Annotated in this window: 14 protein-coding genes; 6 read left to right on the forward strand and 8 right to left on the reverse strand. The window is 74.1% G+C overall.

Annotation, left to right across the window (positions count from 1 at the left end; translation table 11 throughout):
• Positions 1-97: 97 nt before the first annotated feature.
• The 6 genes from IH44_RS46455 to IH44_RS0112560 all read right to left on the reverse strand — a co-directional run bounded on the left by IH44_RS46455 (position 98) and on the right by IH44_RS0112560 (position 6,298).
• A complete protein-coding gene (locus IH44_RS46455) occupies positions 98-907 on the reverse strand; it encodes a nucleotidyltransferase domain-containing protein (RefSeq protein WP_051816823.1) in 810 nt (269 codons plus the stop codon).
• A gap of 67 nt (positions 908-974) precedes the next feature.
• Positions 975-2,288, reverse strand: coding sequence for a DUF58 domain-containing protein (locus IH44_RS0112540; protein ID WP_030459574.1), 1,314 nt, complete (start codon positions 2,286-2,288; stop codon positions 975-977).
• Between the two features lie 72 nt (positions 2,289-2,360).
• The gene (locus tag IH44_RS0112545; protein WP_051816824.1) at positions 2,361-3,365 is read right to left on the reverse strand and encodes a MoxR family ATPase; all 1,005 of its coding nucleotides are present in this window, start codon (positions 3,363-3,365) and stop codon (positions 2,361-2,363) included.
• Entirely contained in the window at positions 3,344-4,576 is a 1,233-nt protein-coding gene (locus IH44_RS0112550) for a DUF4350 domain-containing protein (RefSeq protein WP_030459576.1), read from the reverse strand. The genes IH44_RS0112545 and IH44_RS0112550 overlap by 22 nt, the downstream gene beginning before the upstream one ends.
• Complete coding sequence (locus IH44_RS0112555) at positions 4,573-5,250, reverse strand: DUF4129 domain-containing protein (RefSeq protein WP_030459577.1); 678 nt, start codon at positions 5,248-5,250, stop codon at positions 4,573-4,575. Before IH44_RS0112555 ends, IH44_RS0112550 begins: the two co-directional genes overlap by 4 nt.
• Positions 5,251-5,254: 4 nt before the next feature.
• Positions 5,255-6,298, reverse strand: coding sequence for a glycerophosphoryl diester phosphodiesterase membrane domain-containing protein (locus IH44_RS0112560; RefSeq protein WP_030459578.1), 1,044 nt, complete (start codon positions 6,296-6,298; stop codon positions 5,255-5,257).
• 226 nt (positions 6,299-6,524) lie between these two features.
• Here IH44_RS0112560 and mtrA point away from each other — a divergent pair, with 226 nt between their 5' ends.
• From mtrA to IH44_RS0112575, 3 genes are read left to right on the forward strand one after another with little or no spacing between them, the layout of a single operon-like run.
• A complete protein-coding gene (mtrA, locus tag IH44_RS0112565; RefSeq protein WP_030459579.1) occupies positions 6,525-7,202 on the forward strand; it encodes an MtrAB system response regulator MtrA in 678 nt (225 codons plus the stop codon).
• A gap of 2 nt (positions 7,203-7,204) precedes the next feature.
• A complete protein-coding gene (mtrB, locus tag IH44_RS0112570) occupies positions 7,205-9,310 on the forward strand; it encodes an MtrAB system histidine kinase MtrB (protein WP_030459580.1) in 2,106 nt (701 codons plus the stop codon).
• A complete protein-coding gene (locus IH44_RS0112575) occupies positions 9,285-11,129 on the forward strand; it encodes an LpqB family beta-propeller domain-containing protein (RefSeq protein WP_030459581.1) in 1,845 nt (614 codons plus the stop codon). Before mtrB ends, IH44_RS0112575 begins: the two co-directional genes overlap by 26 nt.
• On the opposite strand, the gene IH44_RS0112580 is transcribed toward IH44_RS0112575, so the two are convergent.
• Positions 11,113-11,913 (reverse strand): ComF family protein, encoded by an 801-nt coding sequence (locus IH44_RS0112580; RefSeq protein ID WP_030459582.1) that lies wholly within the window; start codon positions 11,911-11,913, stop codon positions 11,113-11,115. The two genes, IH44_RS0112575 and IH44_RS0112580, sit on opposite strands and share 17 nt — an antisense overlap.
• Positions 11,914-12,280: 367 nt before the next feature.
• Between IH44_RS0112580 and hpf the strand changes: the two genes are divergently transcribed.
• Together hpf and IH44_RS0112590 are read left to right on the forward strand one after the other, a co-directional pair.
• On the forward strand, positions 12,281-12,973 hold the full coding sequence (gene hpf / locus IH44_RS0112585; protein WP_030459583.1) for a ribosome hibernation-promoting factor, HPF/YfiA family: 693 nt from the start codon (positions 12,281-12,283) through the stop codon (positions 12,971-12,973).
• A gap of 201 nt (positions 12,974-13,174) precedes the next feature.
• Complete coding sequence (locus IH44_RS0112590; protein ID WP_030459584.1) at positions 13,175-13,900, forward strand: response regulator transcription factor; 726 nt, start codon at positions 13,175-13,177, stop codon at positions 13,898-13,900.
• Between the two features lie 56 nt (positions 13,901-13,956).
• On the opposite strand, the gene IH44_RS0112595 is transcribed toward IH44_RS0112590, so the two are convergent.
• Positions 13,957-15,135 carry a winged helix-turn-helix domain-containing protein gene (locus IH44_RS0112595; RefSeq protein ID WP_030459585.1) on the reverse strand — a complete coding sequence of 393 codons (1,179 nt, stop codon included), beginning with the start codon at positions 15,133-15,135 and terminating at the stop codon, positions 13,957-13,959.
• Positions 15,136-15,354: 219 nt separating this feature from the next.
• Between IH44_RS0112595 and secA the strand changes: the two genes are divergently transcribed.
• Positions 15,355-18,132, forward strand: coding sequence for a preprotein translocase subunit SecA (gene secA, locus IH44_RS0112600; protein WP_030459586.1), 2,778 nt, complete (start codon positions 15,355-15,357; stop codon positions 18,130-18,132).
• Positions 18,133-18,153 lie beyond the last annotated feature (21 nt).

Here is an 18,153-nt window from a genome sequence, read left to right on the forward strand (position 1 = left end):
ATGGTACTGCAGGGGGGACCCTGTGGGAGAGTAGGACGCCGCCGAACAATCATTGTGGGAAAGCCCCCTGACGGGAAGTCAGGGGGCTTTTTCGCGTTCAGCTGCCGGTGCTGTCCAATGCGGCCTTGAGTTCGGCGAACAGGGCGGTCGGAGGGTGCTGGCCGTGGTGGGCGGCGATGGTGGTCCACAGGCGTTCGCCTAGGACGGTGGCGGCGCGTAGGGCGGTGGTCAGGGCTTGGGGGGTGGCGGGGGCGGTGGTGGTGCGGAGTTCTGCGGTGGTGGTGGGGGAGAGTTCGCGTTCGGCGGCGCGGGAGGGGGTGAGCCAGTGGGTGGTGGAGTTCTCGGCCAGGCGGGCCATCCAGAGGAGGTGGCGGTGGGCGTGGCCGAGGGCGTCCCAGGCGCGGAGGTGTTCGCCGCGGGCGGTCAGGTGGTGGGTGAGGACCAGCCAGTTGGCGAGCGGGTCGCAGTACTCGGCGATGATGCCGGGGTTGTCGAGGCCGGGGACGTAGCGCAGCGGGAGGGAGTCCAGGACGGGGGTCAGGGCGCCGCTGCGGTCGACCAGCAGCATCCGGTCGGTGGTGGCGCCGCGGGCCGGCCAGGTGGCGACGGTGGGGATCTCGTCGGCGGTGGTGAAGTGGAACTCGCCGCGGACCAGGCCGGGGAAGAAGGCGACGTGGGAGCCGAACTCGTTGAGCAGGACGTAGCTGGTGGGGGCGATGGCACTGCACCAGGCGGTCGGGTCGATCTCGGTGCGGCGTTCGGGGGTGAAGAACAGCCAGAACTCGATGTCGCTGTGGGCGTCGGCCTCGCCGGCGGCGAAGGAGCCGTACATCAGGGCGGCGTCCAGGCCCGGGTCGGCTTCGCAGGCCGCGCGGACGCGGGTGATCAGCTCTTCTTGATACAGCATCCGGGTATCCAAGCAACCGCGGCCGGGGTGGGCAACGCGGTTACGGGGGCCGGGATGTGAGGGTGGGTCAGAGGCGGCCGGCGGCCTTGAGGGCGAGGTAGGCGTCGGCGAGGGCGGGGGCGATGGACTCGGGCGGGGCGTCCAGGACGGTGATGCCGCGGCGGGTGAGGAGGTCGGCGGTGCGGCGGCGGTCGGCGCGGGTCTGTTCGGCGGCGGCGGCGGCGTAGACGTCGCGGACGGTGGTGCGGGGGGCGTGCACGAGTTCGTCCAGGCGGGGGTCGGCGACGGAGGCGAGGACCACCTCGTGGCGCTTGGTGAGGAGCGGGAGTTGGGGGAGCAGGCTCTCCTGGATCTGGTGGGCGTCGAGGCCGGTGAGTAGGACGATCAGGGAGCGGTGCGGGGCCATCCGGAGGGCGGTGGAGGTGAGGGCGCGCAGGTCGGTCTCGATCAGGGCGGGTTCGAGCAGGGACATCGCGTCGGTGAAGGCGGGGAGCACCTCGGCGGGGGAGCGGCCGGCGACGGCGGCGCGGCGGTGGCGGTCGTGGGCGAGCAGGTCGACGCGGTCGCCGGCCTTGGTGGCGAGGGCGGTGAGCAGCAGGGCGGCGTCGAGGGCGGCGTCCAGGCGGGGGGCGTCGCCGACGCGGCCGGCGGAGGTGCGGCCGGTGTCGAGGACGATCAGGACGTGGCGGTCGCGTTCGGGGCGCCAGGTGCGGACGGCGACGGTGCTGCGGCGGGCGCTGGCGCGCCAGTCGATGGAGCGGACGTCGTCGCCGGGGAGGTACTCGCGCAGGGAGTCGAACTCGGTGCCCTGGCCGCGGGTCAGGACGGAGGTGCGGCCGTCGAGTTCGCGCAGGCGGGCGAGGCGGGAGGGGAGGTGCTTGCGGCTGGTGAAGGCGGGCAGGGCGCGGATCCGACAGGGGGCGTCGAGGGTGGCCTGGCGGCCGGCCAGGCCGAGCGGGCCGAGCGAGCGGACGGTGACCCGGCCGGCGTGGTGGTCGCCGCGCCGGGTGGGGGCGAGCGGGGTGGTGAGGCGGCGGCGTTCGCCGGCCGGGACGGTGACGGTGTGCCGGGAGGCGGTGGTGGCGGTGCCGGGGGTCCAGGCGGAGGGGTACCAGGCGTCGCGGATCCGGGCGCGCAGCGGGCGGCCGGAGGGGTTGGCGACGAGCAGGTCGACGGTGGTGGCCTCGCCGAGGCGGACGGTGGGGTCGCCGGAGCGTTCCAGGGCCAGGCGGCGGACCGGGGCGGCGAGCAGCAGGTCGGCGGTGACGGCGGCGAGCAGCGGCAGCATGACCACGCCGATGCCCGTCCAGGAGGGGAGGAGCAGACCGACCAGGAGGGCGCCGAGGGCGGCGATGAGGGCCGTTCGGCCGGTCAGGGCCATGGGGTGGCTGGGCTCGCTTTCTGGGGGTGGGGGCGGCGGTGGGCCGGGGCGCGGGGCCCCGGCCCGGGCGGGCTACCGGGGGGCGGGCGTCTGGGCGAGGACGGCCTGGATGACGCTGTCCGCGGTGGTGCCCTCCATCTCGGCCTCGGCGCGGAGCTGGACGCGGTGGCGCAGGGTGGGCAGGGCGAGTGCCTTGACGTCGTCGGGGGTGACGTAGTCGCGGCCGGCCAGCCAGGCCCAGGCGCGGGAGGTGTTGAGCAGGGCGGTGGCGCCGCGGGGGGAGACGCCCATGGCGAGCGAGGGGGACTGCCGGGTGGCCCGGACCAGGTCGACGATGTAGGCGAGGACCTCGGGGGAGACGGTCAGTTTGGCGATCTGGGCGCGGGCGGCGGCCAGGTGCGCGGCGCCCGCGACCGGGCGGACGCCGGCCGAGGCGAGGTCGCGCGGGTCGAAGCCGTTGGCGTGCCGGGACAGGACCTGGAACTCCTGGTCGCGGGTGGGCAGCGGGAGGATCAGCTTCATCAGGAAGCGGTCGAGCTGGGCCTCGGGCAGCGGGTAGGTGCCCTCGTACTCGACCGGGTTCTGGGTGGCGGCGACCAGGAACGGCTCGGGGAGCTTGCGGGGCTCGCCGTCGACGGTGACCTGGCGCTCCTCCATGGCCTCCAGCAGGGAGGCCTGGGTCTTGGGCGGGGTGCGGTTGATCTCGTCGGCGAGCAGCAGGTTGGTGAAGACCGGGCCGGGCTGGAAGGAGAACTCGGCGGTGCGGGTGTCGTAGACCAGCGAGCCGGTGACGTCGCCGGGCATCAGGTCGGGGGTGAACTGGATGCGCTTGGTCTCCACGTCGAGGGCGGTGGCCAGGGTGCGCACCAGGAGGGTCTTGGCGACGCCGGGGACGCCCTCCAGCAGGACGTGGCCGCCGCAGAGCAGGGCCACGACGATGCCGGTGACGGCGGCGTCCTGGCCGACCACGGCCTTGGCGATCTCCTCGCGCAGGCCGGTGAGGGCGGCGCGGGCGTCGCCGGACTGGGCCGGGACGGTCTTGAGCAGCTGGTCGGTCACGGCTGTCGTACCTGCCATTCCATGTCTTCGAGGTCGTCGGCGAGCCGCAGCAGTGCGGCGTCGTCGGTGGGGGCCGGGCCGTACAGCAGGTGCTGGAGGTCGGCGGCGGGGCGTCCGAGCCGGGCGGCGGCGGCCTCGGTGAGGGCGGCTGGGGCCGGGTCCCCGGTGGTGTGCGGGAGGCCGAGGGCGGCGGCGGCCCGGCGGCGGGTGGCGCGGCGCAGGGTCTCGGCGGCGTGGCCGCGGGCGTTCGCGCGGTGGTAGAGCCGGGCGCGGCCCTCGGTGGTCTCGGAGGCGCGGACCACGGCGGGCAGCTGCTCGGTGAGCACCGGGCCGAGGCGGCGGGCGCGCCAGGCGGCGGCGAGCAGGCCGGCCAGGGCGAGCTGGAAGGTGGCCCAGTACCAGCCGTCCGGGATGAAGTCGCCGAGCGTCCTGGGTTCGTCGTCGGCGGCGGTGTAGGCGGTCGGGGCGAGGATCTGCCAGACCAGGTGCGGGCGGGCGCCGAGCAGGCCGAGGGAGAGGGCGGCGTTGCCCTCGTGGTCGAGGGCCTCGTTGGTGAGCGGGGCGCCGGTGCCGAGGACGACCACCTGCTGGTCGCCGCGGGTACGGCTGACCAGGGTGTCGTGGTCGGCCTTCGGGTAGCAGCCGGTGTCGCCGGGGCGGCCTTCGTAGCCCTGGCCGCCGAGGGTGGCGGCCCCGGCCCGGGAGGCTTCGGGCAGCGGGCAGGACGGGGGGAGGGCGGCGGAGGTGCCGGTGTCGGCGGAGGTGCCCTCGATGCCGGAGGCGAAGGCGTTCAGGACCGGCTGGTCGGGGGCGACCAGGACGAGGCGGCTGCGGTGGCCGGGGGTGAGCGCGGCGAGGCTCGCCAGGTCGTGGTAGGCGAGTTCGGCGGGGCGGGTGAGGACGACGGTGGTGTCGTCGGCGCGCAGGGCGGTGGCGAGTTCGGCGGCGCTGGTGGCGGTGCGGGAGTCGATGCCGTGCTGCCGGAGCAGCTGGTCGACGGCGCGGGTGCCGCGGGGGTCGCCGGAGCGGGGGTCGAGCGGGTCGTAGCTGGAGTTTCCGGGGATGCCGGCGACCAGGGCGCCGACCAGGACCAGCACCAGGGCGGCCAGCAGCCACCAGCGGGAGCGCCGCCACAGGGCGCGCAGGGGGGCGCGGGGTGCGGGCGGCGCGGCGGGGGCCGCGGGGGCCTCGGGTGCGGCGGTGGCGGGCGGCGGGGCGGTGGTGGTCATGCGGGTCCTCCGCCGGCCGGGACGGGCGTGGGGCGGGTGCGTCCGAGGGCGTGGTCGAGGTCGGCGAGCAGCCGGTAGGCGGCTTCGTCGGCGGGGCGCTCGCCGAACGCGATGTCGTCGAACAGCCTTGCCGCGGAGGCGAGTTCGGCGGCGTGCCGGGGCAGGGCGCGGCCGGCTTCGGCGGCGGCCTCGTCGGCGGTGCGGCCGGGGCGGGGGGAGAGCACGGTGCGTTCCTCCAGGCCGCGGACCAGGGCGCGCATCTGGTCGCGGACGGCGTCCGCCCAGGCGCCGGCGGCGGCGTGCGCGGCGGCGTCGGCGCGGTGCCGGGCGGCGCTGCGCGGTCCTTCGGCGCCGGCGAACAGGCTGCCGTCGGAGCGGGCGGCGCGGCGGGGTGCGCCGTAGCGCCACCAGGCGAGGCCGGCCAGGGCGAGCAGGACGACCAGCAGCACGACGAGCGCGGCGTTGCCGCCGCCGCCGAGCGGTGCGGCGACGCCGTCGAAGGCGCGGCCGATCTGGCGGCCGATCCAGTCCATGACGCGTTCGACGATGCCGGGTTCGTGCTGGTGGTAGACGGCTTTGCGGAGTTCCTCGTGCGCGGCGTCGCGGGCGGCGTCGCGCGGTACGTCGACCGGGGCGCCGTCCGCGAGCAGCGCCACCGTCCCCCGGGTTCCCATCTGGTCAGACCCCCGAGGGGACGGCCGCGGCGGGCCGGGCCGGGCCGGGGCGGTCGGCGGCAGCGGCGGTGAGTTCCAGGTCGAGCGCCTCGCGGCGGAACCGCCGGTCGGTGTAGACCAGGGCGTACAGGGCGCCGGCCAGCGGGACGGTCACGGTGTGGGCGAGGGTGCCGCCGATCGCGGTGATGGCGATGCCGACGGCGGCGTCGGTGTCGTCGCTGCCGAGGCCGCCGGAGAGGCCGACGACCAGGTCGGAGACGAGCCGGCCGGGGACGAGCAGCACCTCGGTGAGGAAGTACAGGGCGATCGAGAAGACCAGCAGCAGGGCGAAGATCCGCCACCAGGCGCCGCGGGCCAGCCGCCAGGAGCGCTTGAGGGCGGCGCCGACGGTCTGCTTCTCGAGCATCAGCGCGGGCAGGGCGAGCAGCAGCCGCACCGACAGCCAGAGCGCGGGCAGCGGGGCGAGCAGCAGCAGGGCGAGCCAGCCGGCGCCGCCGGTGGCGGCGGAGAGCAGGACGGGCAGGGCGGCGGGGGCGGCGAGGGCGGCGAGCAGGATCAGCACGACCAGCAGGTAGAGGCCGAGCAGCGGGCCGAACCGGGGCCGGACCAGGGCCCAGGCCTCCCGGAGCGGGGTGTCCCGGCCGGTCAGGGCGTTGCCGACGACGGGGGCGAGCAGGCCGGCGGCGAGGATGCTGAGCAGGGCGGCGACCGGGCGGGTGTAGAAGGAGGAGAACAGCGCCTCGGCGTCGGTGCCGTTGAGGTGGATCCACCAGTCGACGCCGGCCTGGGCGAGTTCGACGAGCGCGCCGAGGCCGAGGCCGAACCCGAACGCGGCCCGCCAGTTGCGGCGGACCAGGGCGAAGGCGCCGTCCATCAGTTCGCCGAAGCCGAGCGGCCGCAGCGGGATCAGCGGGGTGCCGGGGAGCGGCGGGAGGGCGCCGGCGGGGGTGCCGGGGAGGGGTGCTGCGGGCGTCGAGTGGCCGGTTTCGGCGGTGCCGGGCGGTGGTTCAGGAGAACCGGGTGAGGTCCAGCCCGGGGTCTCGGTCATCGACGCTCCTCGTCGGGGCACCCTGGCTCGGATGCTTCGGGGTGTTTATCGTGCCATGGTGCGCACGCGTGCCCCAGGGGTATCCCGTTGCTGATCCACAACGGTCCGGACAAGGGCTCCGGACCATGACCTTTGCGATGGTATGACTGGTTCGGCGGGCGGCCGGGGGCGCGGGCGGAACGGCCGTGCGGCGCAGGTCACATTCGGGTGATGAGAAGATGGAGACATGAAGGGACGTGTCCTCGTCGTCGATGACGACACCGCACTGGCCGAGATGCTCGGCATCGTGCTGCGTGGTGAAGGTTTTGAGCCGTTTTTCGTCGCTGACGGGGACAAGGCGCTGGCCGCCTTCCGGGAGACCAAGCCGGACCTCGTACTGCTCGACCTGATGCTGCCCGGACGGGACGGCATCGACGTGTGCCGGCAGATCCGGGCCGAGTCGGGCATTCCGATCGTCATGCTGACCGCGAAGACCGACACGGTCGACATCGTGGTCGGCCTGGAGTCCGGCGCCGACGACTACGTGACCAAGCCGTTCAAGCCCAAGGAACTGGTCGCCCGGGTGCGGGCCCGGCTGCGCCGGGCCGAGGAGCCCACGCCGGAGCAGCTGACCATCGGGGACCTGGTGATCGACGTCGCCGGGCACTCGGTCAAGCGCGAGGGGCGCGGCATCCCGCTGACCCCGCTGGAGTTCGACCTGCTGGTCGCACTGGCCCGCAAGCCCTGGCAGGTGTTCACCCGCGAGGTGCTGCTGGAGCAGGTCTGGGGCTACCGGCACGCGGCCGACACCCGCCTGGTCAACGTGCACGTGCAGCGCCTGCGCTCCAAGATCGAGAAGGACCCGGAGCGCCCGGAGATCGTGGTCACCGTGCGCGGCGTCGGGTACAAGGCCGGACCCAGCTGAGGATGAGCGAGGCAAGGCCCGAGGACTCCCCGCCGGACGACCGCTCCGGCGGGGAGAACGCTGTGCGCGGCGACGTGCTGAGTTCCACCACGACCGGCCGGCCGCGCCGGCGGCGGTGGTGGGCGGCGCTGCTCGCGCCGGTGGTCCGCCCGTTGCGGTACCCGGTGGGCCGGCTGCTGGCGCTGTACCGCCGCTCGATCCAGCTGCGGGTGGTCGCCATGACCCTGCTGCTGTCCTTCGTGGTGGTGCTGGTGCTCGGCGTGGTGGTGGTCGCCCAGGTGCGCACCGGCCTGCTGGAGGCCAAGCAGAAGTCCGCGCACGGGCAGGCCCTGGGCGGCTTCCAGATCGAGCAGGACAAGATCAACGAGGCGATCAACCTCCAGGCCAAGGCCGGACCCACCGCCGACCCGACCCGCGACCAGATCAACTCCTGGCTGACCAAGCAGGTCTCCGACCTGGCCTCCGGCGGCTCCGGCGTCTACTCGGTGATCGCGCTCGCCCCCGGCGACCAGGAGGCCAGCGCCTCCAGCGCCGGCCTGCGCGGCGCCCGCTACTCCGGCACGATCCTGCCCGACTCGATCACCTCCGACCTGCGCCGCTCGGTCGCCGCCGACCCGACCAACCCGCAGGAGCAGCCGGTCAAGCTGCACCGCGCCCCGAACAGCCAGACCCCGCCCGGCGACGACAAGGGCCTGGCGATCGGCAAGCAGTTCACCGGCCCGGACGGCAAGCCGTACCAGCTGTACTACGTCTTCTCCTTCTATCAGGAGACCTCCACCCTCAACCTGGTGATCGGCACCCTGGCCACCGCCGGGCTGTTCCTGGTGATCCTGCTCGGCTGCATCGCCTGGGTGGTGGTCCGCCAGGTCGTCACGCCGGTGCGGATGGCCGCCGGGATCTCCGAGCGGCTCGCCGCCGGGCACTTCGACGAGCGGATGAAGGTCACCGGCACCGACGACATCGCCCGCCTCGGCGAATCGTTCAACCGGATGGCCAACGGCCTGCAGGCGCAGATCCGCAAGCTGGAGGAGCTCTCCCGGGTGCAGCGCCGGTTCGTCTCGGACGTCTCGCACGAGCTGCGCACCCCGCTGACCACCGTCCGGATGGCCGCCGACCTGATCTACGACAGCCGCGAGGACCTGGACCCGATGGCGGCCCGCTCCGCCGAGCTGCTCCAGGACCAGCTGGACCGCTTCGAGTCGCTGCTCGCCGACCTGCTGGAGATCAGCCGGTTCGACGCGGGCGCGGCGATCCTGGACGCCGAGCCGGTCGACCTGCGCGACATCGTGACCAGGGTGGTCGAGGCCGCCGACCCGCTGGCCCGGGCCAAGGGCAGCGCGGTGCTGATCCGCGGCGCCGAGAACCCGGTGCTGGCCGAGGTCGACGGGCGCCGGATCGAGCGGATCCTGCGCAACCTGGTGGTCAACGCGCTGGAGCACGGCGAGGGCCGGGACGTGGTGATCCGGCTCGGCTCGGCCGAGGGCGCGGTCGCCGTCGGCGTGCGCGACTACGGCATCGGCCTCAAGCCCGGCGAGGCCTCCCGGGTGTTCCACCGCTTCTGGCGGGCCGACCCGTCCCGGGTGCGGACCACCGGCGGCACCGGCCTCGGCCTGTCCATCGCGGTCGAGGACGCCCACCTGCACGGCGGCTGGCTGCAGGCCTGGGGCGAGCCCGGCGGCGGCTCGCACTTCCGGCTGACCCTGCCGCGCACCCGCGGCGGCGAGATCGCCCGGGCCCCGTTCCGGCTGGAGCCGGAGGACTCCCGCTACAACCGCGGCATGTCCTCGGCCGGCGCCCCCTACCGCCGCACCGCGCGCGGCGCGGCCGCGCTGCCCGGTGGCGAGTCCACGGCCGTCCCGGAGACCCCGGACACCGAGCGGCACGCCTTCGGCTCCGGCCTCGGCGGCGTGCTCAGCATCGGCCCCGGCCTCGGCCGGCCCGCCGCCGCCCCGGTCTCCGACCCGTCGGACGTCACCGGCTACGGCGCCACCGGCGCGCAGATCGTGGTCGACCGCGGCCGACCGACCCAGCCGGCCCCGCCCGCACCGGACGGCGCCGACACCGACCAGGAGGGGACCGCCGGTGCGCAGGACCGACAGGACGGCTGACCGGCGGGCCCTCGCGGTGGGCTGGGCGGCGCTGCTGGCGACCGCCGCCACCGGCTGCGTCTCGATGCCCTCCGGCGGCGCCCCGCAGCGCCTGGAGGTGTCGCAGAACGCCGCCGACGGCCTCCAGGTGCACGTCTACCCCGTCGCCCCGCACAAGGGGGAGAGCCCCCGGGACCTGCTGGCCGGCTTCCTCGACTCCTCCAACGCCGACCAGGCCAACTACGACACCGCCAAGCAGTACCTGACCGTCGCCGCGGCCCAGAGCTGGAAGCCCGACGCGGGCGTGGTGGTGCTGGCCGGCGCCCCGAGCCCGGACAACCCGCTCATCGCGGACGTCGCCACCACCGTCCAGCTGACCGTCACGGGCAAGCAGGTCGCCGGGCTCGACGCGCAGCACAGCTACCAGGCCCACTCCGGCGACGCCTACCAGCGGACCTTCACCTTCGTGAAGGAGTCCGACGGCCCGGACAAGGGCGAGTGGCGGATCAGCGACCTGCCCGACGGCCTGATCGTCGACCAGACCAACTTCAAGAACACCTACAAGCCGGTCCACCGCTACTTCTTCGCGCAGAACGACAGCTCGGCCGCCCACCCGCAGGCCGCCCCGGCGCTGGTGCCCGACCCGATCTACCTGCGCCGCCGAATAGACCCGCTGACCGAGGCCGCCCAGGCCACCGCCGACGGGCCCTCCCGCTGGCTCGGTCCGGTGGTGACCTCCAAGCTGGACGGCGTCCGGGTGCAGAGCGCCAGCATCGGCGACAGCCGGGTGGCCACCGTCAAGCTGGAGGGCGGCGACCCGGCCGCCTGCAAGCAGATGGCCCAGCAGCTCTTCCAGACCCTGGCCGACCAGCAGAGCAAGCTGGACCGGCTCGACCTGACGCTGACCGGCGGCAGCTGCTCGCTCAGCAGCGGCGAGGCCGCCCTGGTCGCCCCCGGCGTGCTGGCCGGCACCGACAACGGCGTGGCCGCCTACATCCAGCTCAACGACGGCCGGCTCACCCGCTACCAGGACGGCGGCCTGGACCCGATGCCGGTCCCCGGAGTGCTCGGGCAGGTCCCGCAGGCCGGCCAGTTCCGCCCCGGCCCGGGCGCCGTCGCGGTCCGCCGGGACGGCAACGTCGCGGCCGCGGTCAGCGCCGACGGCCACGAGCTGGTCGAGGCCGAACTGGCCGACGGCGGCAAGTACGGCGAGCCGGTCGTGCGCAGCCCCGGCAGCCTGGCCTCGCCCAGCTGGGACGGGCGGCAGGACCTGTGGCTGGTCGACCGCGACCCGGCCGCGCCCAAGGTGCTGATGGTGCGCGACCGCACCGTCGCCCAGGTGCAGGTCGACGGGCTGGGCGGGCAGACCGTGCAGTCGCTGCGGATCTCCTCCGACGGCACCCGGATCGCCCTGCTGGTCAGCCGCGGCAGCGGCCCGACCACGCTGCTGCTCGGCCTGGTCGAGCACGGCGGCACCGCGAAGCAGCCGACCGCCCGGATCACCGGGCTGCGCGACATCGCCCCGCAGCTGACCGAGGTCGCCGCCGTCTCCTGGGGCGACACCGACCAGCTGGTGGTGCTCGGCAAGGAGGCCGACCGGCTCCAGCAGCTGCACTTCCTGGGCACCGACGGCTCGCAGTCCACCGACTCCCCGCTGCAGGGCGGCGAGTCGATGACGGCGCTGTCCGCGACCGAGGCCCGGCTGCCGGCCGGACCGACCGGCCCGTCCGGCCCGGCCGTGCTGGCCTCCTCCGAGCGGGGCCTGTCCCTGCTGAAGGACAACCAGTGGCACGAGGTGCCCACCAAGTCGAAGGCCGACGCGTTCATCTACCCGGGCTGAGCCCGGCCCCGCCCGCCGCCTCCCCGGCCTCCCCGAGCAGCGCCCCGCGCCGCACCGCCCCCGGCCCGCGCCGGGCGGCCGCCGCGACGGTGGCCGCCGCCCGCGGCGGGCAGCCCGCCGCGCGCAGCGCCCGGGCCGCCTCGGCCAGGCTCGCCCCGGTGGTCACCAGGTCGTCCACCAGCACCAGCCGGTGCCCGGCCAGCCGCCGGGCCAGCCGGGCCGGCACGGCCAGCGCCCCGTCCAGGTTGCGGCGGCGCTCGGCGGCGCCCAGGCCCGCCTGGTCGGCGACCGGGCGGCTGTGCCGCAGCACCGGCGCGACCAGGGTGGCGACGCCGCCGCGGCGCAGCTCGCGGGCGGCGGCCCGGGCCAGCCGCAGCGTCGGGTCGTGGCCGCGGGCCCGGGTGGCGGCGCGGGCCGAGGGGACCGGCACCAGCAGCAGCGGGGCGGCGCCCGCGCCGGTCGCGGAGCGCACCGCGGCGGCCAGCGCGCCGCCCAGCGGGGCGGCCAGCCGGAGCGCGCCGCGCTCCTTGTGGGCGAGCAGCAGCTGGCGCACCGGCCCGGCGTAGGGGGCGGCGGCGTGCACCGGCGGCAGCCCGGGCGGCGGGCGGTGCGGCCCGGCGGGCCCGGCGGCGGCGCCGTCGAGCAGCGCGCGGCAGGGCGGGCAGAGGCCGGTGAGGCCGCTTCCGCAGCCGGCGCAGCGGGCGGGGAGCAGCAGGTCGAGCAGGGCGGCGAGGACCGGGGCGGGGCCGGATCCGGGCTGGTGGGCGGTGCTGCGGCTCGTCACGGAACCCCTCCGGAACGCTCGCCGGGCGGCGACATCAGCCATACGGTGGGCGGTGCCGGGCGTGTTGTCCAGCCGTTCACCGTTGTTTCACCCGTAGGTGGGTAAACAGGGGAGAACAGCCGGACCGCCGACCGGACGTCGGTACGTTCGTTCGACTGGGGAGGCGAGATCCCCGAGTCAGGTGTTGCATGAGGTTTCCAGGGGTTTCGAACGCTCCTGGTGGGGAGGAAGTGAGGTAAGGGCCGGTGGTCCTCGCGGGTTCCCCGGGCGGTGTCCGGGGGCGGGCGGTGACCGACTGGTCCGGCTGGGTCTCACGCCGGTTCGGGACGCACTCCGGGCCGGTCAGCACGAGGGATCGGAGTTCTGCGTGGACATCGTCGTCAAGGGCCGCAAGACCGAGGTGCCCAAGAGGTTCCGCGAGCACGTGGCCGAGAAGCTGGAGAAGGTCCAGAAGTTCGACACCAAGGCGATCAGCCTGGATGTCGAGGTGTCCAAGGAGCCCAACCCGCGCCAGGCGGACCGCGCCGACCGGGTGGAGATCACCCTCCGCAGCCGTGGCCCGGTGATCCGGGCCGAGGCGTCCGCCAGCGACCCGTGGGCGGCGCTGGACCTGGCCTCCGCCAAGTTGGAGGCGCAGCTGCGCAAGTCCGCCGACCGCCGCCGGGTGCACAAGGGCGGCACCAACGGGCGCGCCCCGGTCAGCGTCGCCGCGGCGACCGCCGCGCTGGCCGACCTGCCCGCCGCCGAGGCCGCCCCGAGCGTCAACGGCACGGCCCGCAAGACCGTGGCGGGCAACCTGGAGGTGGAGGGCGACGGGCCGCTGGTGGTCCGCGAGAAGACCCACGCCGCGGCGCCGATGTCGCTGGACCAGGCGCTGTACGCGATGGAGCTGGTGGGCCACGACTTCTACCTGTTCCAGGAGAAGGACAGTGGCCTGCCGAGCGTGGTCTACCGCCGGCACGGCTACCACTACGGCGTGATCCACCTCAAGGAGGACCTGGCCGCCGCGGTGGACGCCGCGGGGGCGGGCGGCGCGATCAACGGGCCGGACGAGGAGTAGGCAGGACTGACGGCGGGCCCCGCCCGCAGCCGGAGCACCACGGTGACCCCGGCGGCCGCACCGGCCGCCGGGGTCACCGGCGCGTGCGGCGGCGCCGGGGTCACCCAGCCGGGCGGTCCGGCGGCGCAGGGTGACCGGAGCGGGCCGGGGCCGTGGAATGATGGGGCGCGTCGAACGTGGCCGGAGGCGGGGGAGGGGCGGATGGGGGAGCTTTCGCGCGAGGGACTGGGGCCGGAGGACGCCGGCTTTCCGCCGCGTCGCGCGGAGCCGATCCGGGTGCTGGTGGTGGACGACCACGCGCTGTTCCGCCGCGGCCTGGAGATCGTGCTGGCCGAGGAGCCGGACATCCGGGTGATCGGCGAGGCCGGGGACGGCGCGGAGGCCGTGCTGAAGGCCGCCGACCTGCTGCCGGACATCATCCTGATGGACGTCCGGATGCCCCGGCGCAGCGGCATCGAGGCGTGCACCGCGATCAAGGACGTGGTGCCCAGCGCCAAGATCATCATGCTGACGATCAGCGACGAGGAGGCCGACCTCTACGAGGCGATCAAGGCGGGCGCCACCGGCTACCTGCTGAAGGAGATCTCCACCGACGAGGTGGCCACCGCGATCCGCGCGGTGGCCGACGGGCAGTCGCAGATCAGCCCGTCGATGGCGGCCAAGCTGCTGACCGAGTTCAAGTCGATGATCCAGCGCCGCTCGGACGACCGGGAGCTGCTGCCCGCGCCCCGGCTGACCGACCGGGAGCTGGAGGTGCTCAAGCTGGTGGCCACCGGGATGAACAACCGGGAGATCGCCAAGGAGCTGTTCATCAGCGAGAACACCGTCAAGAACCACGTGCGCAACATCCTGGAGAAGCTCCAACTGCACTCCAGGATGGAGGCGGTGGTGTACGCGATGCGTGAGAAGATCCTCGAAATAGGCTGAGCGCGCGCCGGGAGCGGCCGCCGGACCCGCCCGGGCCCGGCGGCCGCTCCGGTGTCTCAGCCCAGCAGCTTCTCCAGCTCCGGCCGCAGCGACTCGTCCGCCAGCCGCTCCACCCGGACGTCCGAGCAGCCCACCCAGTCGGCCGCCTCGCGCAGCGCCTCGGCCAGTGCGGGGACGAACTTCGGTGCGTCCAACGAGATTTGACGGGCCACCAGGGTGCTGCCCTCGCGGGCCGGGTCGACCCGGCCGACCAGCCGGCCGGCGGTCAGCAGCGGCATGGCGAAGTAGCCGTGCACCCGCTTGTGCTTGGGGGTGTACGCCTCCAGGCGGTGGCTCATGCCGAAGATCCGCTCGGTGCGCGGGCGGTCCCAGACCAGCGAGTCGAACGGGGAGAGCAGGGTGGTGCGGTGGCGCCCGCGCGGCTCGGCGGCCAGCGCCGCCGGGTCGGCCCAGGCGGGCGCGCCCCAGCCCTCCACCTCGACCGGGACCAGGCCCGACTCCGGGAGCGCGGCGTCCAGTTGGGCCCCCTTGAGGCGGTGGTAGTCCATCAGGTCGGCCCGGGTGGCCACGCCGAGCGCGGCCCCGGCCCGGGCCACCAGCCGGGCCAGGCACGCGGCGTCGGTCGGGTCCTGCCCGAACAGCTCGCCGGGGACCGCCCGTTCGGCCAGGTCGTAGACCCGCTTCCAGCCGCGGCGCTCGGTGACCACCACGTCCCCGAAGGCCAGCGCCCGTTCCACGGCGATCTTGGTGTCCGACCAGTCCCACCACTCGGAGGTCTTCTTGGCGCCGCCGAGCGCGGTGGAGGTCAACGGGCCCTCGGCGCGCAGCTTGTCGATCACCGCGGCGTACGCCTCGGGGGAGACCGGGTGGCCCCAGACCCGGCCCTTGCTCCGGTAGGCGCGGCGGCGGAACGCGAACAGCGGCCACTCCTCGATCGGCAGCACGCAGGCCGCGTGCGACCAGTACTCGAAGGCGGTGCCGGCGCCCCAGTACGCCTGCTCCACCGGGCGGCGGCCGACCGCGCCGAGCCGGGCGTACGGCACCAGCTCGTGCGAGCGGGCCAGCACCGAGATGGTGTCCAACTGGACGGCGCCGAGCTGCCGCAGCACGCCCTGCGCGCCGGAGCGGCGGTCGGGGGAGCCGAGCAGGCCCTGGGCGCGCAGCGCGAGCCGGCGGGCGTGGTCGGCGGGGATCCGGACAGTGGGCGGGGGCGTCGCGGCAAGGGTCTCGGCCATGGGGCGAGGCTAGGCGCGGGCACTGACAACCGGCCGACGGCGAACCGCTTTGACCGTTTGCACCCGGCATCGCACGATGTGCTCCCAGGGGTGACACAGGAATACCGTGCTGACGGACCTCCCGGCCGCTCGGGCTCCTCGCATACGATGGCCCGTACGGTGGGGTGGACTCCCCACCGGCAGTCATCCAGAGCCGAATGAGGCAAGGAGCCCGCTCACGTGTCCGTCTTCGACAAGATCCTGCGCGCAGGCGAGGGCAAGATCCTCCGCAAGCTGCAGCGGATTGCCGCCCAGGTCAACTCGATCGAAGAGGACTTCGTCAACCTCACCGACGAAGAGCTGCGCGCGCTGACCGACGAGTACAAGGCCCGCCTCGCCGACGGCGAGAGCCTCGACGACATCCTCCCCGAGGCGTTCGCGACCGTCCGCGAGGCCGCCAAGCGCGTCCTGGGCCAGCGCCACTACGACGTCCAGCTGATGGGCGGCGCCGCCCTGCACTACGGGCACGTCGCGGAGATGCGCACCGGCGAGGGCAAGACCCTGGTCGGCACCCTGCCCGCGTACCTGAACGCGCTGACCGGCAAGGGCGTGCACCTGATCACCGTCAACGACTACCTCGCCGAGCGCGACTCGGAGTGGATGGGCCGGGTGCACCGCTTCCTGGGCCTGGAGGTCGGCGTGATCCTGGCGAACATGTCGCCGGCCGAGCGCAAGCGCCAGTACGGGATGGACATCACGTACGGCACCAACAACGAGTTCGGCTTCGACTACCTGCGCGACAACATGGCGTGGTCGCAGGACGAACTGGTGCAGCGCGGCCACAACTTCGCCATCGTCGACGAGGTCGACTCGATCCTGATCGACGAGGCCCGCACCCCGCTGATCATCTCGGGCCCGGCCGACCAGGCCACCAAGTGGTACAACGACTTCGCCAAGCTGGTGCAGCGCCTCAAGATCGACCGCGACTACGAGGTCGACGAGAAGAAGCGCACCGTCGGCATCCTGGAGGAGGGCGTCGGCCGGGTCGAGGACTACCTGGGCATCGACAACCTCTACGAGTCGGTGAACACCCCGCTGGTCGGCTTCCTGAACAACGCCATCAAGGCCAAGGAGCTCTACAAGGCGGACAAGGACTACGTCGTCATCAACGGCGAGGTCATGATCGTCGACGAGCACACCGGCCGCATCCTGGCCGGCCGCCGCTACAACGAGGGCATGCACCAGGCGATCGAGGCCAAGGAAGGCGTCGAGGTCCAGAACGAGAACCAGACGCTGGCCACCATCACCCTGCAGAACTTCTTCCGCCTCTACGACAAGCTGTCCGGCATGACCGGTACCGGCACCACCGAGGCGGCCGAGTTCCACCAGATCTACAAGCTCGGCGTCGTCCCGATCCCGACCAACAAGACCCCGAGGCGGATCGACCAGCCGGACCTGATCTACAAGTCCGAGCCGGCCAAGTTCGCCGCCGTGGTCGAGGACATCGCCGAGCGGCACGAGAAGGGCCAGCCGGTGCTGGTCGGCACCGTCTCGGTCGAGAAGTCCGAGTACCTGTCGCAGGAGCTGCGCAAGCGCGGCATCCCGCACGAGGTGCTGAACGCCAAGCACCACGAGCGCGAGGCGCAGATCGTCGCGCAGGCCGGCCGCAAGGGCGCCGTCACCGTCGCCACCAACATGGCCGGCCGCGGCACCGACATCATGCTCGGCGGCAACCCCGAGCACCTGGCCGCCGCCGAGCTGGCCCAGCGCGGCATCACCCCGGAGGAGACCCCGGAGGAGTACGAGGGCGCGCTCCCGGCCGCGATGGAGAAGGCCAAGGCCGCGGTCAAGTCGGAGCAGGAGGAGGTGCAGGAGATCGGCGGCCTGTACGTCCTGGGCACCGAGCGGCACGAGTCCCGCCGGATCGACAACCAGCTGCGCGGCCGCTCCGGCCGCCAGGGCGACCCGGGCGAGTCCCGGTTCTACCTGTCGCTGGGCGACGACCTGATGCGCCTGTTCAAGGCCGGCATGGTCGAGCGCGTGCTGTCGATGGCGAACGTCCCCGAGGACGTGCCGATCGAGTCGAAGATGGTCACCCGCGCCATCGCCTCCGCGCAGACCCAGGTCGAGCAGCAGAACTTCGAGATCCGCAAGAACGTCCTCAAGTACGACGAGGTCCTCAACCGCCAGCGCGAGGTCATCTACGGCGAGCGCCGCCGCGTCCTGGAGGGCGAGGACCTGCAGGAGCAGGTCGGCCACTTCATGGACGACACCGTCGCCGCGTACGTCAACGCCGCCACCGGCGAGGGCTTCGAGGACGACTGGGACCTCGACAAGCTGTGGACGGCGCTCAAGCAGCTCTACCCGGTCTCGCTCGACCTGGACGAGCTGGAGGAGGAGGCCGCGGACAGCGGCGGCCTGACCCCCGAGCTCCTCACCAAGGCCATCCAGGAGGACATCGCGGCCGCCTACGGCCGCCGCGAGGACCAGCTCGGCGACCAGATCATGCGCGAGCTCGAGCGCCGGGTCGTCCTCTCGGTGCTGGACCGCCGCTGGCGCGAGCACCTCTACGAGATGGACTACCTGCAGGAGGGCATCGCGCTGCGCGCCTACGCCCAGCGCGACCCGCTGGTCGAGTACCAGCGCGAGGGCTTCGACCTGTTCTCCGCGATGATGGAGGGCATCAAGGAGGAGTCCGTCGGCTACCTGTTCAACCTGGAGGTCCAGGTCGAGCAGCAGGTCGAGGAGGTCCCGCTGCCGGAGGACGAGCAGGTGCTGCTCGACAAGCTGGAGAAGGACGCCGTCCCGGCCGCCCGCCCGGAGATCCGGGCCAAGGGCCTGGAGGCCCCCGAGCGCAAGCGGCTGCACTACACCGCCCCGTCCGACGAGATCGGCGGCGGCGTGATCGAGGGCGACTTCGAGGAGGACGGTGCGGTCGACGAGGGCGACGGCCTGACCCGCGCCGAGCGCCGCAAGGCCGCCAAGGCGGCGAAGGGCGGCCGGCGCCGCAAGGCCTGACCGGCCGGCTGTCCGGCGGGG

The sequence above is a fragment of the Kitasatospora sp. NRRL B-11411 genome (assembly GCF_000721345.1).
Classification (GTDB): domain Bacteria; phylum Actinomycetota; class Actinomycetes; order Streptomycetales; family Streptomycetaceae; genus Kitasatospora; species Kitasatospora cineracea.

What these genes read in the sequence shown, in the direction of transcription:
- IH44_RS46455 (WP_051816823.1), bottom strand. Translation starts at nt 907, where the DNA reads ATGCTGTATCAAGAAGAGCTGATCACCCGCGTCCGCGCGGCCTGCGAA.
- IH44_RS0112540 (WP_030459574.1), bottom strand. Translation starts at nt 2,288, where the DNA reads ATGGCCCTGACCGGCCGAACGGCCCTCATCGCCGCCCTCGGCGCCCTC.
- IH44_RS0112545 (WP_051816824.1), bottom strand. Translation starts at nt 3,365, where the DNA reads ATGGCAGGTACGACAGCCGTGACCGACCAGCTGCTCAAGACCGTCCCG.
- IH44_RS0112550 (WP_030459576.1), bottom strand. Translation starts at nt 4,576, where the DNA reads ATGACCACCACCGCCCCGCCGCCCGCCACCGCCGCACCCGAGGCCCCC.
- IH44_RS0112555 (WP_030459577.1), bottom strand. Translation starts at nt 5,250, where the DNA reads ATGGGAACCCGGGGGACGGTGGCGCTGCTCGCGGACGGCGCCCCGGTC.
- IH44_RS0112560 (WP_030459578.1), bottom strand. Translation starts at nt 6,298, where the DNA reads ATGACCGAGACCCCGGGCTGGACCTCACCCGGTTCTCCTGAACCACCG.
- mtrA (WP_030459579.1), top strand. Translation starts at nt 6,525, where the DNA reads ATGAAGGGACGTGTCCTCGTCGTCGATGACGACACCGCACTGGCCGAG.
- mtrB (WP_030459580.1), top strand. Translation starts at nt 7,205, where the DNA reads ATGAGCGAGGCAAGGCCCGAGGACTCCCCGCCGGACGACCGCTCCGGC.
- IH44_RS0112590 (WP_030459584.1), top strand. Translation starts at nt 13,175, where the DNA reads ATGGGGGAGCTTTCGCGCGAGGGACTGGGGCCGGAGGACGCCGGCTTT.
- IH44_RS0112595 (WP_030459585.1), bottom strand. Translation starts at nt 15,135, where the DNA reads ATGGCCGAGACCCTTGCCGCGACGCCCCCGCCCACTGTCCGGATCCCC.